This window comes from Leptolyngbya sp. Cla-17 (assembly GCF_016807185.1).
In the GTDB taxonomy this organism is placed as follows: domain Bacteria; phylum Cyanobacteriota; class Cyanobacteriia; order Leptolyngbyales; family Leptolyngbyaceae; genus ULC077BIN1.
In genome coordinates this window covers 86,631-99,918 of the sequence record NZ_JAEVYN010000007.1, presented here as the reverse complement: position 1 = coordinate 99,918, position 13,288 = coordinate 86,631, and the positions used below count along the sequence as shown (strand labels likewise).

Below are 13,288 nucleotides of genomic sequence, written 5' to 3'. Positions count from 1 at the left end.
ATTCCCATCAGGCGTGAAGAGCTAACAATTTTCAAGTTCTATAGATTTTGCCCTCTACCATAGTGAGGCTGTTATGAGGAAAGGGAAGCAATGAGACGCAATCTGTGGAAAAGTTGCCTAATCGCCTCACTGCTGCTCTCCATCGGGATGACAGCGGCAGTCGCTGAATCGTTGGCATCAGAAGAAATATCTGAACTGGATCAGATAACTTCAGTCTCCCAACTTGCTGATGTCAAGCCGACAGATTGGGCATTTCAGGCATTGCAGTCTTTGGCAGAACGGTATGGTTGCATGATTGGCTATCCAAACCGCACGGGCAACCGGGCACTGACCCGTTCCGAGTTTGCCGCCGGGTTAAACGCCTGCATGGATCGAATTAATCAGCTAACCACCGCAGCGATCGCGGATCTTGTTAGACGAGAAGATTTGCTGACACTACAGAAGTTGCAAGAAGAGTTTGCTGCTGAACTGGCAACCCTGCGAGATCGAGTCGATGGTCTGGAAGTTCGGACAGCGACGCTAGAAAGCCAGCAGTTTTCTGTGACAACGAAGCTATATGGACAGGCAATTGTCCAGGTTACTGATGCCTTTGGCGGTGCCAGTGGGAATGGACAAGAGGATAACTACAATACAACTCTGAGCGATCGCGCTCGGTTGAACCTTATCACCAGCTTTACCGGTCGAGATCTATTGTCCATCCGTATCCAGGGTACCAATGCGATCGAACCGCGACCGATCACCGATACCGCTCCCAGCAATGAAGCGCGCTTGGGTTTCCAGTCTGGTCCTGATGCCACAAATGCCGGTTTTCTAAGAATTCTGTACAACTTTCCTGTGGGAGATCGGGTCAAACTCGTGGTTAGCGCAGGTCCAATCTCCGGCTTCATCGATGTGCTAGACAATCTTGTCAATCCTCTACTGAATGATGCAACAGGTTCTATCAGCCGCTTTGGACGCTATAGCCCAATTTACCGACTGAGTTTTGATACGGGAGTGGCTGCCAATATCAACTTAGGTAATAATTTCAAGCTGGAAATGGGTTATCTTGCCAGCGAGGCAAACATCCCATCTGCTGGAAATGGCTTGTTTAATGGGGATTATGCTGCCCTCGCTCAACTGGTCTACGCCCCTAATTTTGGTACCTTTGCCTTCACCTACGTCAATGCTTACAACGATAACGGCTTAATCCACGGAACTGGCGGTATCGCCTCCAACCTGGGCGGCAGAGCCGTCTCCTCTAACTCCTTTGGCATTGAAGCTAACTTTAAGGTCAGCCCAAAATTTCAAGTTGGCGGCTTTGCGGCATACTTTGATGCCGAAACCAAAACCGATGTCAAAGCCGATGCCGATATCTGGACCTGGGCAATCACTCTAGCCTTTCCAGATTTGCTCAAGAAAGGAAACTTGGGCGGCATCGTCGTTGGAATGCAACCCAAACTAACGGGCACCAGCACTCTTATCCCCGGACTACCCCGCAGAGATCTCAATACAGGTCTGCATATCGAAGCCTTCTACCGCCATGCCATTAATGATAATCTTTCCATTACACCTGGCATTGTTTGGCTCACCGCACCCAACCACAACGATGGCAACAAGGACATTTTTCTAACCGTACTACGAACCTCTTTCTCTTTTTAGAAACTGTTTATAAAGGCTAGTCAAGCAGTTTGAGGTTCCCATACAGATACGGCGGATTGCAGTGTTAAAAGGGACAGTAAGGGGTTGAGCCGATATACGACTAAAAAAGTGCAAGATAGGCTGGAAAGCCTTATTTGGATTGAGTTTTAGAGAATCTATTGAAGCGAGGCTCAGCAACAGCACTTCTGTGGGAGTGGCAGAAGTACTACGAGAGAATGGGGCTTTCAGCCATTGAAACCACATCAAAAGAGGCTATGTATAGCTATTGCCAGGACCAATAGGACATAGACTGAGAGGTATCCCCAATCCTACGAGGGTGAGTGCATCTATGGCAAAAGCATACAGTTACGACTTGCGACAAAAGGTGATCAATGCCATCCAATTAGACGGCATGAAGCAGAGTGAAGCCGCCCAAGTGTTTCAACTCAGTCGCAACACGATCAATCTATGGCTGAAGCGACAGAAGGAAACTGGAGACTACCAAGCCAAAACAACTCGTCCCCATCGAACCACCAGCAAAATCACCGATTGGGACAAGTTTGCCAAATTTGCCAAGCAGCATGGGGGCACAACCCAAGCGCAAATGGTCGAGTTGTGGCAAGACCAACTCAGTGTTCGCACAATTTCCAGGGCGTTACACAAACTGGGCTTGAGTCGAAAAAAAAGACCTATGGCTACCTTGAACGCGATGAGCACAAACGAGCAGAGTTCCTAGAGCAGCTAGCCAAAGTGTCTTTATCCGACCGGGTGTACATCGATGAATCGGGAATGGATGAGCGAGAGGATTATGGATATGGTTGGTGTGAACCCGGTGTGCGATTTGAAGCACTCAAGTCAGGGCGACGGGTTCAACGAATCAATATGATTGCGGCTTACTGTGAGCACCAACTGAGTGCTGCTTTTACCGTGAACGGCTCTTGTAATCGAGTCGTGTTTGAAATCTGGCTAGAAACGTGTTTGCTGCCAACGCTTAAGCCTGGGAAGGTTTTGATTCTCGACAATGCCACGTTTCATCATGGGGGACGGGTTGCTCAATTGGTGGAGTCGGTAGGGTGTCGGTTGTTATATTTACCCGCTTATTCTCCAGATTTCAATCGGATTGAAAAGTGTTGGGCCTGGCTGAAAAGTCGTATTCGCAACAGCTTGTCTAGCTTTAGTTCTTTACGGCAAGCAATGGAGTCGGTCCTGAAAGATGCTGTGTCCTAACACTGTTGTCTGTAGCTATACCCCTCATATGTCACTCTAGTTAAAGTAAAATCCAGGCAAAACGCTGAAAGTCTTTCACCGACTGCTGTCTGGTATATACGCTTCATTGTCAAATGTTTTGAAATATCGGAAATAAGCTGCGTATGCTAAGACTCAAGCCGTATAGAAGCTTCAGCATTTTTGATTAAATTTGCTTTTCCGAAAGTGATTCAAGAGGGATACGACTGATTTTTGATTAGTACAATGTTCAAAAGTAGTCCAAACCTTTACTACTCAAGGGTTTCAGCAGTACAGCTTAAATCATCTATTTTCTGAAACCCCTACAGGGAAAAAGTTACAGCCTCATGTTGCACTTTTTTGGTCGTATGTCGGCTCAACCCCTTCTTTGAGAAATACGATCGCCTATTGATCCTGTGCTTTCGATGAAGCAGAGATATAAAGATCTAAGTAACGCATCGACATTGGATTAGAATTGAGCTGCGAAATGATTTGTGAAAGGCGGCGATTCATTTCTGTGATCCACGATGAGATTTAAGCTTCTGCTCAAAATTGCTGTGATTGGAGTTACCTGTATTGCTTGCGACGACACTTGCAAAGAACAAATAAAGCACTGGCAATTCCCAGCACCTCAAGCAACTTTTAGAAACGAAACGCTACCAGGGATGCGATTTGCGGGGAGCTGATCTGCATTGTACTAATTTAATGGGTGCAGATTTGCAAGGGGCAAATCTAATTGGCGTAGATTTTACAAATGCCAACTTGCAGACAGCCAAAATGATCGTCAAAGTAACTTGAGCGGCACCAACTTAGCGTGTGCAAGCTTGATTAGAACTAAACTGCAGAAAGCAGATCTAAGTGGCACCAATTTATTTTCTGCCAATTTGGGTGGAGCAGATTTGCAAGGGGCGAACCTGACCTCTGCAATTTGGCTATCAACGTAAATTGTAATCACTAGCCCTCTGCATCAGACCAAAAAACACCTCCGCTTCCGCCACCAGAATTACATCCCCCGACTCCAACCACCGCCGCATCTTGTCCACATGAGCCGGACAAAAATGAGTATGCCAAAGCTCCAACTGAGCCGCACGTTTATACGCCTGCACCTCTTCCACCTCAGCCAGCTTCTGCCTGACAAACTCAACCCCCTCCCGGTTTTCTTGAGTATTACTACTTATTGCTTGAGCATTTGAGTCTCTCGCACCGCTCAACTCCTTACCAGATGGCACATTACTGGACTTAAGCGCTAATAAGCTTGGATACTTTGGCGCGTTCCCTTCGCGCTCAATGTCTAAACCTGGGGGGTACGGGGGCGGATTAGCAGGCATCAAGTATTCGGGATGCCATAAATCCTTATGCCTGTAGAGCGTTGCCCCACCGATGCCACTTTCGGTCAAAGCGCTAAACCTCGCTGTCGCCCCAATCGGTAGAGCATTCGACTCCAGCATGAGCGCGATCGCCCTGCTAATCCGCCCCCGTGCATCCTCTAACTGCTGCTCGTGCCAACTTGGAGTCTCTGCTGGCTTAGAAGACCGATTCGGTTTAGCCCTCCTCCCCTTGTAAGGGAAATAGCGAGTCGTGGTTTCAACCGACTGTGCCCACTCTTCGACACGATGCCGGATCTCATGCTGATGCTGGCAATGGTCCCGATAGCCGGGCAGTGCTGTTGCAATCTCCACCATCTTCTCCACCAGCGCCTTACCCTCCAGGCAATGGCCATAGAGAATCTTGGCAAAGATATACGTTCTTAAAGCAATCCGTCCCAGAATGCGATTGGTTTGCCCCGTCCCACTCCAGCCCGGTTCAATCTCCGCATTCAGGTCATTCAAGAACTTGTCCACCTTGCCCGATAGACTAAAGCGCCGCCGCTTTGCCGTCTTCAGCACTTGCTTCAACGCTCTAGACGTGATCCGATTGCGCCGTAGACAAAACCGCCACTGATGCACAAACTCTGCTGGAGTGCTAAAGATCGGTTCCCAATCGGAGTCAAGCAAATAAGAACCCAACTGGAGCGGCAGCCGATGCGCTGCATACAGCGTAGGCTTGCCATCGACAAATCCGCGATCATTGGGAAACAGTTCCAGCTGACCGGGAGAGAAAACGAAACCTGCGTTCTCCAATAGGGCTTGCACCGCTCCCGCCAACTCATAAGACTTCTGCGCCTGCTCAAACGGAAAGTAGAGATGGAGACCGTCACTGTAAGAACTGGTCACCGCAATGTAGCTGACCAGTCCCAGCACTTCAAGAGCCGCCACCAGACGCGCGATCGCAAACGGGTCATGCCGAGGATGATACAGACTGCGGCTGTCAATATCGAACAGCAAGTAGTGGGTTTTAGGTCCAAAGCGGACCCCGTAGAGATAGCCACCTTGCAGGATCAAGCGATCTGAGAGCGGGTGACGACTTTCAGTCTGCCACGCTGGCTTGGCCATGGGCTGGGGATGCGCTGCCCAGATGTAATCATGGCGATGAGGAAACAGCGTGAGGAAGGCATCTTCTCCTTCCTGAATGGATTGAAACTGAGGACTGGGATGGGAACGTTTGGGTTTGAGTTTAGCTCCAAACCCCTTGAATGAGGAGATGAGAGGCAGAGTCATGGTCTGTCCTCCCAATCGTCACAAAATCTTCGATGCATGATGAACTCCCTATGTTGGAACAACAAGGGATAGGAAGCTATGCAAGAAGTTGAACAATTCGTCAAAGATGTTGCACCTTTTGACAAATTGCTACTAAAATTGGCATAGCAAAGCTGGATGACTTAACGTTTGCTTTCTGACGGCGGTAGTTAGAGTCTCCAAATCCTATCCAGAACTAAATCAAGTCTTTCGCCCCTTCTGTTACGAGCAGTGGGGGTTCTGACTTTGTAAAGAGTTTTTTATGTCACGGGCTGACCTCCTGGGGATTTCAAACGGGGCAACGGGTTCGGGATCAGGCGCTTATCTACACTCAGCGAGTGGGCTGTAGTGAGTTGCTTGAATGATCTAAGCGCAGATCGGGGAAAATGTAGCAGTTTTTCAAAAACTGCTCTAAATTGACTGTTGGAAAACTTGCACCGCTTCGGCAAAGTCGCTCTCAGCGATCAAGATGCAGCGCCTTAATAAGTTCGTATCTAGTTGCTCTAAGCCAGGTAGCTCACTCCGTTCAATCTGCTCATACTCATTGCCACGCAGATGATGCAGGGTGAGGACTCCATCCTCCCAGAACCACACTTCAATCACGCCCAAGGCTCTGTATCGCGGTAGCTTATTCGCTCCACTGCTGAAAATGACTTCAATCGACAAATCAGGGATTGGCTTAGAGCCACCCAGACAGTAAGACTCATCGGCCTGAGCAGAAACCTCCCCTGGTTTCTCCTGAGTCTTTGCCCCGGTCATCTTGAATTTGATTCCCTGTTTGAGTAGAAATGTAGTCACCAAATAATGGATGACACGGGAAAAAAACTCGTGGTCTTCTCCAGGCATGAGAATTTCTATCGTCCCTTGGTAGTAAGACAATTTGGCACCGGGGGTTGCTTCAAAACCCTGCTGGATGAGTTTGAAGTGAGCCCATGTTCCTTGGATGACGATGCGCTGGTCAGTGGATTGTTGAAGCAATTGTGTCATCGCGATCGCCCCTTACTATAGACCTCAATTCCTAGAAACCAACTTATCGACCACACCAATCAATTGAGCAATATGTTCAGCATTTTTATCTGCGGTTGATGCTTGCTTTTCTACATTGCGTTCTAAGCGGGTGATGCTCTCAGTTAAGCTGCCAACTTGCACAGCAAGATCATCAACTTTGTTGCCTAAAGTGCTAACTTGCACAGCTAAACCATCAATCTTGTTGCCTAGCCTGTCAATGCTTTCATCAATTTCTGCCATTGCTCTCCTTACTTTGAATCTTTCGCAGTCTGAAGCTGTTCTAAACGCTCTTTAATCAATACTCTTAGCTTTGCTGATAACGGCAATTCTTGCCACGCAGCGTCATCGCGGCAGGATTCTACCTGTTCACGAATATCGCCTATTTCGATTGAAAGGCGTTCCCGCTGTTGGTTCATCTAAGAATCAATCAAATCATTTCATTCATAATCCTATCCCTTTCGTTAAAAATGATCGCGATTGGGTCAATAATAACCTTTTTTAGCCTTTTGGAATCTTTTTGACTAAGTTTGATTCCGTTATGTTAGCATTCATTTTAGAAATCGGAACACCTTAGAAACAGCACTAGAACGCACCTGAAACGAGAGCTACTTGTTTCGGCTGTTCCGTGCGTGTTCAAACCGTTCCACCCCAGTGCCCACACCGTTCAGAGGCAACCATGAAGACTTCACTGACCAAGTTTTGCAAAGACTACTCCCTTGCCAAAACCACTGTTTTTAATCGCTGTAAAGAATTGGGCATTGACACTTCAGAAGGGGTCAGCCCTACTGATTGCGATCGCCTTTTACATGAATTCGATATCGCACCATCAGACCCTGAACCCGTCCCGATTCAAACCACCGTCGAAGTGGGCAACCATCAGATCGTGCTCTCCGCTCCACAGCTCCCTGCTGCATTCAGCCTGGAATCATTGCGTACGGGGAAATCCATCACCTTTGAAGATCCCCTGGCAGTCGCCACCCAGTTCATTGAAGTGGCAGACCAAATCTCTGATGCCATGGAAACCGATTTAGATAATCGCAAGGTAAAGCTGAACCAGACCAGGCAAGCGAAGGACGCGATCGCCGCCAAAGCGATGGCATTGAAGCTGCAACAACAGCGCTATCAGGAGAAAGCCTATCGGATTGACTCTGAGCAGTCTGACCAGACCGACTCCCTCAAAGAAGCACTGGAATTGTTGCAAGCCTTGGGGAAGTAACCGCTTTTCTCTGCTTAGCACTGCTGCTCCTCATCCTTGCTACTCAAAGGAATCCAAATGAAGCGACCCCAGATCAGACCACCCAAACCCGTGCCGCCGCCTTGCCGTGGGCAATTGCCACTTTTTGATCGCCTGACCACTTTGATTATTGAAACCGACGCAGACCCCGACTACGAACGAGCCAAACAAATCTTTGCTGAGTTACTGGAGGAAAACTATGGATCTTGATTTCGCAGTCGCTCTAATGATTGCCGGGTGCATCGCGATCGCCCCTCCCATCCAACCAGAACCATCGCCTAAATTCTGCAACTGTGCCGACTATGTGCATCGCAAAATCCCCCAAGTTCCCGATCTCAGCAAGTACACCGGGGACTTTGCAGACCACCTGATCGCCGCGGGCTACCAGCAAATTTCCCAGCCAACGCCAGGGGCGATCGCTCGAATCCCACCCGGTACATCAGGGCTGACAGGCAATACCGGGCATGTTGCCATCATTCAATTTGTTGATTTTGATGGAGTGCCCGTTATCAACTCTGCCAACTCAGGCGGCAACCAATCTGATGCTGGATGCTCCAACGTCGCTATGGAGCGCGATGAAAGTTATCTCAACAAAGCCGTTACCTACTGGGCAAAAAACTAAGAGAGAGCGATCGCGGAACTTTGGACGGCAACGTGATCGCCCCCTACAAAAAAGCAAACCCACACAAGGATTTACCCTATGAAACTACCATTTCGCTACCGTCGCCGCCATCAGTCCACCATTGTTAAAGCATTTCTGGGTGTAGGTTTAATTGGCTGCGCGATCGCCTCCATTCCCGATACCCAGCGCAATTTAGAACGACTCAGCCAGGTTCGAGACCGAGCCGCCGCCATCTCTACCGAACAGGAACTCAAGAAACTAGACGCTGAGAAAGTCGCTGCTGAAGCTAAAACCGCTGATATGCGCCTGATGAAAGGCTGTAGCACTTTCCTGGTATCTGCCAGCAATGCCACCAAATTTGGCAACGTTTATCCCGGTGGAAAAGTGGTTAATCCTACCACAGACTTAAGCCTCGCACCGGGTTCCATCGTCTGCGACAACCAAGGTGGCACCGCCGTGATGGCAGATATAGGCGGCAGCGGTATCGCCATGACCGACATTGCCATTACTCAAGATTTTAGACTCGTGCGAAAAGCGATGGACCTGCACGGCATTAACCCGCAAGCAGGTGATGGGCGCATTGGGGGGGCGAATGCCCGACTTCAACACTAATTATTCAGCCTAACTATGTGGAGCAACTCTCATGACTCAAACCGCCGCCAAGCCTCCCCAGCAGATTGACCCTACTAAACAATATTTGGTATCAGCATCTCACCCAGAGCGGGGTACTTTTTGGGCTTACAAAGCCGAAGGAGAGTACGGATGGCTGCAAGCACCTTTTCAGGATCAAAAGCCCTCTTACCTCAGCCTGTCGGATATCCAGGCGATATCGGAAGGCGACACCCTTTTCAAGTGGTATCTGACCGACTCTGCAAAAACGAGCTATCCCTATCAACCCGAAAAAGCGCAAACCAAAATTTCTGAAAATATGACCCAAACCGCAGACAAATCTAAACGTAAGTTCCGAATTCGCCTTGGCAAGAATCAACAGGCTGATGCGAGCAAGCCGGAGCCAAGAGAAGAACAGAAAGAAGGCTGGAGTCCTCTTCTGCTAGTCGTTTCTCTGTTGTTGGGGTTATTGCTATTAATGGCGATCGCCTGGAACGTGCAGCCGTTTCAAGACTTCATCGTTTTGCTAGCCAATCGCATTGACTTCACCAATCTTGCTGAATTCCTGTTTGCCTTGCCGGGTATCGGTGCGTTGTTCCAGGCGATCGCCCGGTTCTTTGCGATCGTGCTGGGAATCCTGCTCTATGCCATTTTTCAAGGCTTAGAACTGGCACCCTACCTCTACAAACGCAATCCTAAGCGGATGCGGAAAATTATTGAACAGTGGTCAGCCTGGGCAAGATACCGCCAAAGCAAAAACGATGGACGGGCGGTGAGTAGCCTTAAGCGCTCCTATAACAATCACCCGATCCGCACCTACCAAACCCTTTGCAGCACTCGGAACATCGTCTATGTCCTGGAATTGGGGATTTGTTTTATCACTCATCCGCCCGTGACTGACGGCAACCTGTTCACCTTCCTGTGGTATTTGATCACCTTTCAAGTAGGCAAAATCGATTGGATTAACGTTGCCCTCATGTTTTCAGTACTGTTCCTGGTCGATCGCATCGTGCGAATCGTCCTGTCCCTCTACCCCGAAATCTTCCCCAAAAAAGAGGAAGCCACCCATGCATAACAACGCTCTCGATTGGAATGAAACCGCCGTCAGGCAAGCGATGGACGAATGCGATAACGTGCCCTATCTGATGATTGGCAGCTTGGGCTTGGGTGCCGTCGCTCTAGCATTCACCAACTATTTTGTCGCAGGTGCCCTGACCTTGGGCGGAGTGGCACTCTCGCAAAAAAAACAGAACAACGCGATTGCCCGGGCTGAGTTTGCCATCAAACACAATGGCTCTGCGGTTGCTGCCAGGGGCAATGAGTTGAAGGAGTACACCGAATCGTTTGGCAAGACTGCCGCTGCTGAGCAACTGTTTCATGCGGCTCAAAAAGGGATTCCGCTCAACCGCGATGGCTGGAACCTGCTAGAGGATCACTATGGGGAAAAGCTAGATGAGTTGCTAGAGCAGGGTGAAACCGAGGCGAAAGGGCATCGCTGGTTTGAGCCTGAGTTAGTGCCGATTAATGGCAACACAGCCAATCCACCTGAAACTTTAGATGAGTTAGCGACCGCCTTCGGTGAAGCACCGCCCGTTCAACTGCCTAATGCAATGGAGTTTTTGCGATCTCTCACCTCCGCACCCTTGCAACCCGTCATCATCGCGGGTCTTCCTGGCAGTGGGAAAGGAGTATTGGCTGCGATCGCCCTCAGTTTGGGTGTGAAAGAACGAGGCTTACGGTATTGGATCTTCAATCCCAAAAACAAACTCGCTGAATCAGGCTACTGGGTACGAGCCGAAAAACACTATTTAAAGGATAGATTGCAAACCGATGAGAATTTATTCGCTGATTTGATGGCAACGCTGGAGGAATTTGCGTTGGAGGGGAGCCGCCGCAATAACCAGCCAGGGAACTACGAGCCATTCATTCTGCTGCTTGAAGAGATTACTGCCCTGATCGGGCTGTTCACGCCTAAGCAAAAGCAAATTTTCAAAAGCAAACTGACCGCCGTTGCCTCCCTGCTTAGGGGATCTAATATGGCAATCTGGCTATCGGGGCAATCGGTCACGCTTGAAGATTTGGGATTTAGTGGCAGATCAAACAGAGCAATGTTTACAGCGATCGCCGCTGTTGGGAGCGATCGTACTGGCAGCAAAACTGTTTGTGACCTTTTAGCGATTCCTTTCGATGAGGCGACCTTACCACCTGGTCGCTGTTGGCTCACTAGCAACGCGGTTTACTCTGCCCTAACCGCGCCGAGTAACATTCCCCAATATCCCACTTGGGACGCGGTGCCCAATGTAATCGATTTGCGCCCAGGCGTTGAAGCTGTGGAAGTGGACAGTGAGCCAAATGATTTAGAGGATTTGCTATCCTCACCTGCGCTCACTCCCAAGAAGATTGAGCAGATAGCGGATGCCTACCAGTTGCCTTCGCCCGTAGAGCAACTGGAGAAAACCTATCAGATGGACGCGGTGGAACCTACAGCAATTCGTGAGGTTGTACCCACAAAAAGTTCCTTTGAGGACTTGCCTGAGCCGCTGAACGATGTTGCCAGATATATCCATTCAAAGGGGGGAGAATTGGCAGTATCCACCCTAAAAGATTGGGGAAGAGCTAGACGGAAAAATCCACTTGATTCCGAAGCGATCGACGATTCTTTGATTGAATTGATGCAGCTTCAACTAATATCAACCTTCACCCCAAGCGAAGGAAAAGGGGAGTGGATCAAGTGGGAAACAGGTAGCAGGTAGCAATCAAAAAATATATCGATTTTGGGGAGGTAACGCCTGCTACCTGGCTGCTACCTGGCTGCTACCTGCCGCTACCTGGGTAGCGCTTCCCACTGGATACCTGCTGCTACCTCTGTTGCTTTCGACTGACCACACTCACGAAAATGCAACTTCCTCAGCTACAAACCTAGGAAGTTTTTATTAGGAGTATCGTTGATGGTCTCAGCGATCGCCACACCCGTCACACCCAGCCAGGACACAGTTTTGCACCGATAAACTGAAACGGATTTGACGCAGAAAACCGATTGGATCAACTTCGCATTTGATGCCTGGCTCTAGCTCAGTTGACTCAATCTGCCAGATCGAGTCATAGGGTCTTGCGTATTTTATAGGAGAACAATCTACAAGCGGAGGCAGCAGACAGAACCCTTGCCTGGGAAAAGCTCAGTTTATAGGGATCTATCACTTATAAACTGACCTCAGACCCTGTCCTATAGCTGTAGGAGCCATTTTATAGGACTTGAAAATTCTGTCAAAGCGGTTGAAGGATGGTAGTTTAAGCGATTTAATTTTTAATCGTGATGCTTGGAACAAGTCAATCTGCCAAGAAAGCAGGTGCGGTGTGCGCCAGGTAAAGCACCTTAGCCATTACCGCAACATTGACCGCAGACAAGACCTCAGCCATCACCGCACCGCTGTAGAAATTAGATTGCCTTACAAACTCCGATTCAAGTCAGTTAAGAAACCGACGATCTTTAGCTCTAACCGATTGCATTGCTCTCCATTGTGTTCCTTCTCTCGCCACGTCAGGAAGGTGGTTTAGCGAATGCAGTCACCCCTCAAGTTTTACAAGGAATTTGCTTTATGCCTCAACTAAAACCATTGACTCATGACTCCGACCTAGTTTGGTTCATTGGAGTACCAAAATGCCAAGAATTTACTCAACCTCAGTTCTACTTCGGCGAGCGCGTCAAGTGGCCCTATAAAGAGGATGGTCACAGGATCTATCGAACCGGGCGCATCTTCGGCATGACGTTCACCTCAGCCCAGCAGTGGCAGTACGAAATTCACTTGGATCTGGAGTCATCGCTTCCCGTTCAAGAAGATGGCGACGTGACGATCCCCGAGACAGCTCTCAAGCTCGTTCCCGACTCTCAATCCATCCGCCCCCAGCTTCGGCCTGAACCAGACTGGCGCTTGACGCAGGTTGCCGCTCAGACACTAGGGGTCTCTGCTGAGCAACTCCGTAAGCTGAGACGCAGAGGACTCTTCAAGTCAGGCTATCACTACCGAGATATTAGCGTTCCCGGCTCCGGGAAATCTCGATGGCAGTGGCATGCGATTCGCTGTGGGAAAGCCCTAGAAGTTCCGTCCGAGAAAAGACCTGTGCCAAAACAGCGCCGCTCATCCGCTCAAATTGCACCTCTGTTATCCAAAGAGGTAATGAGCGCTGAAGGGATGAGCGAATGTTCTTCTCTGGGCACCCCTACGCTGATCCCTCAGGTTTGAGTGCTCTGGTCATTTTGGAGTATGTCCAAAAAGATGGCATGATCTATAGTCGTGGTTCAATTTTTGCAGTAGGCTTGGGTCAAGCCGGATTAGATTGCGCCTCCTCGGAGAGGTGTTT

Annotated in this window: 15 protein-coding genes; 11 read left to right on the top strand and 4 right to left on the bottom strand. The window is 49.2% G+C overall.

The genetic code is table 11. The annotated features are described in order from the left end of the window. Nucleotides 1-90: 90 nt before the first annotated feature. From JOY44_RS29640 to JOY44_RS29625, 4 genes are all read left to right on the top strand, one after another. Complete coding sequence (locus tag JOY44_RS29640; RefSeq protein WP_171576970.1) at nt 91-1,638, top strand: iron uptake porin; 1,548 nt, start codon at nt 91-93, stop codon at nt 1,636-1,638. A 328-nt stretch (nt 1,639-1,966) separates the two neighbouring features. Next, a protein-coding gene (locus tag JOY44_RS29635) for an IS630 family transposase (protein ID WP_242541715.1) occupies nt 1,967-2,844 on the top strand; the annotation gives its coding sequence in 2 pieces (ribosomal slippage) (nt 1,967-2,296 and nt 2,299-2,844; 876 coding nt in all). A 702-nt stretch (nt 2,845-3,546) separates the two neighbouring features. Further along, nucleotides 3,547-3,639, top strand: coding sequence for a pentapeptide repeat-containing protein (locus tag JOY44_RS33175; RefSeq protein WP_415881151.1), 93 nt, complete (start codon nt 3,547-3,549; stop codon nt 3,637-3,639). After that, a complete protein-coding gene (locus JOY44_RS29625) occupies nt 3,636-3,785 on the top strand; it encodes a pentapeptide repeat-containing protein (RefSeq protein WP_171576968.1) in 150 nt (49 codons plus the stop codon). The genes JOY44_RS33175 and JOY44_RS29625 overlap by 4 nt, the downstream gene beginning before the upstream one ends. Here JOY44_RS29625 and JOY44_RS29620 read toward each other — a convergent pair. The 4 genes from JOY44_RS29620 to JOY44_RS29605 form a co-directional block, all read right to left on the bottom strand. Next, on the bottom strand, nt 3,777-5,438 hold the full coding sequence (locus tag JOY44_RS29620) for a hypothetical protein (RefSeq protein WP_171576967.1): 1,662 nt from the start codon (nt 5,436-5,438) through the stop codon (nt 3,777-3,779). The two genes, JOY44_RS29625 and JOY44_RS29620, sit on opposite strands and share 9 nt — an antisense overlap. Before the next feature lie 429 nt (nt 5,439-5,867). Continuing rightward, the gene (locus tag JOY44_RS29615; RefSeq protein WP_171576966.1) at nt 5,868-6,443 is read right to left on the bottom strand and encodes a Uma2 family endonuclease; all 576 of its coding nucleotides are present in this window, start codon (nt 6,441-6,443) and stop codon (nt 5,868-5,870) included. A 24-nt stretch (nt 6,444-6,467) separates the two neighbouring features. Next, on the bottom strand, nt 6,468-6,704 hold the full coding sequence (locus JOY44_RS29610; RefSeq protein WP_171576965.1) for a hypothetical protein: 237 nt from the start codon (nt 6,702-6,704) through the stop codon (nt 6,468-6,470). An 8-nt stretch (nt 6,705-6,712) separates the two neighbouring features. Continuing rightward, entirely contained in the window at nt 6,713-6,880 is a 168-nt protein-coding gene (locus tag JOY44_RS29605) for a hypothetical protein (RefSeq protein ID WP_171576964.1), read from the bottom strand. 260 nt (nt 6,881-7,140) lie between these two features. Here JOY44_RS29605 and JOY44_RS29600 point away from each other — a divergent pair, with 260 nt between their 5' ends. From JOY44_RS29600 to JOY44_RS29570, 7 genes are all read left to right on the top strand, one after another. Then, nucleotides 7,141-7,680, top strand: a complete 540-nt coding sequence (locus JOY44_RS29600; protein WP_171576963.1) for a hypothetical protein — start codon at nt 7,141-7,143, stop codon at nt 7,678-7,680. A 57-nt stretch (nt 7,681-7,737) separates the two neighbouring features. Further along, complete coding sequence (locus JOY44_RS29595; protein ID WP_171576962.1) at nt 7,738-7,908, top strand: hypothetical protein; 171 nt, start codon at nt 7,738-7,740, stop codon at nt 7,906-7,908. Continuing rightward, nucleotides 7,898-8,320, top strand: coding sequence for a CHAP domain-containing protein (locus tag JOY44_RS29590; protein WP_171576961.1), 423 nt, complete (start codon nt 7,898-7,900; stop codon nt 8,318-8,320). Before JOY44_RS29595 ends, JOY44_RS29590 begins: the two co-directional genes overlap by 11 nt. 78 nt (nt 8,321-8,398) lie before the next feature. Further along, a complete protein-coding gene (locus JOY44_RS29585) occupies nt 8,399-8,932 on the top strand; it encodes a hypothetical protein (protein WP_171576960.1) in 534 nt (177 codons plus the stop codon). Between the two features lie 31 nt (nt 8,933-8,963). Beyond that, a complete protein-coding gene (locus JOY44_RS29580) occupies nt 8,964-10,004 on the top strand; it encodes a hypothetical protein (protein ID WP_171576959.1) in 1,041 nt (346 codons plus the stop codon). Further along, complete coding sequence (locus JOY44_RS29575) at nt 9,997-11,682, top strand: hypothetical protein (RefSeq protein ID WP_171576958.1); 1,686 nt, start codon at nt 9,997-9,999, stop codon at nt 11,680-11,682. The genes JOY44_RS29580 and JOY44_RS29575 overlap by 8 nt, the downstream gene beginning before the upstream one ends. 843 nt (nt 11,683-12,525) lie before the next feature. Beyond that, complete coding sequence (locus tag JOY44_RS29570; RefSeq protein ID WP_203032228.1) at nt 12,526-13,170, top strand: hypothetical protein; 645 nt, start codon at nt 12,526-12,528, stop codon at nt 13,168-13,170. Nucleotides 13,171-13,288: the final 118 nt, after the last annotated feature.

Excerpts from the sequence above, each read along its gene's own strand:
- JOY44_RS33175 (WP_415881151.1), top strand. The coding sequence starts at position 3,547 with ATGGGTGCAGATTTGCAAGGGGCAAATCTAATTGGCGTAGATTTTACA.
- JOY44_RS29620 (WP_171576967.1), bottom strand. The coding sequence starts at position 5,438 with ATGACTCTGCCTCTCATCTCCTCATTCAAGGGGTTTGGAGCTAAACTC.
- JOY44_RS29640 (WP_171576970.1), top strand. The coding sequence starts at position 91 with ATGAGACGCAATCTGTGGAAAAGTTGCCTAATCGCCTCACTGCTGCTC.
- JOY44_RS29590 (WP_171576961.1), top strand. The coding sequence starts at position 7,898 with ATGGATCTTGATTTCGCAGTCGCTCTAATGATTGCCGGGTGCATCGCG.
- JOY44_RS29600 (WP_171576963.1), top strand. The coding sequence starts at position 7,141 with ATGAAGACTTCACTGACCAAGTTTTGCAAAGACTACTCCCTTGCCAAA.
- JOY44_RS29610 (WP_171576965.1), bottom strand. The coding sequence starts at position 6,704 with ATGGCAGAAATTGATGAAAGCATTGACAGGCTAGGCAACAAGATTGAT.
- JOY44_RS29595 (WP_171576962.1), top strand. The coding sequence starts at position 7,738 with ATGAAGCGACCCCAGATCAGACCACCCAAACCCGTGCCGCCGCCTTGC.
- JOY44_RS29580 (WP_171576959.1), top strand. The coding sequence starts at position 8,964 with ATGACTCAAACCGCCGCCAAGCCTCCCCAGCAGATTGACCCTACTAAA.
- JOY44_RS29570 (WP_203032228.1), top strand. The coding sequence starts at position 12,526 with ATGCCTCAACTAAAACCATTGACTCATGACTCCGACCTAGTTTGGTTC.
- JOY44_RS29575 (WP_171576958.1), top strand. The coding sequence starts at position 9,997 with ATGCATAACAACGCTCTCGATTGGAATGAAACCGCCGTCAGGCAAGCG.
- JOY44_RS29585 (WP_171576960.1), top strand. The coding sequence starts at position 8,399 with ATGAAACTACCATTTCGCTACCGTCGCCGCCATCAGTCCACCATTGTT.
- JOY44_RS29605 (WP_171576964.1), bottom strand. The coding sequence starts at position 6,880 with ATGAACCAACAGCGGGAACGCCTTTCAATCGAAATAGGCGATATTCGT.
- JOY44_RS29615 (WP_171576966.1), bottom strand. The coding sequence starts at position 6,443 with ATGACACAATTGCTTCAACAATCCACTGACCAGCGCATCGTCATCCAA.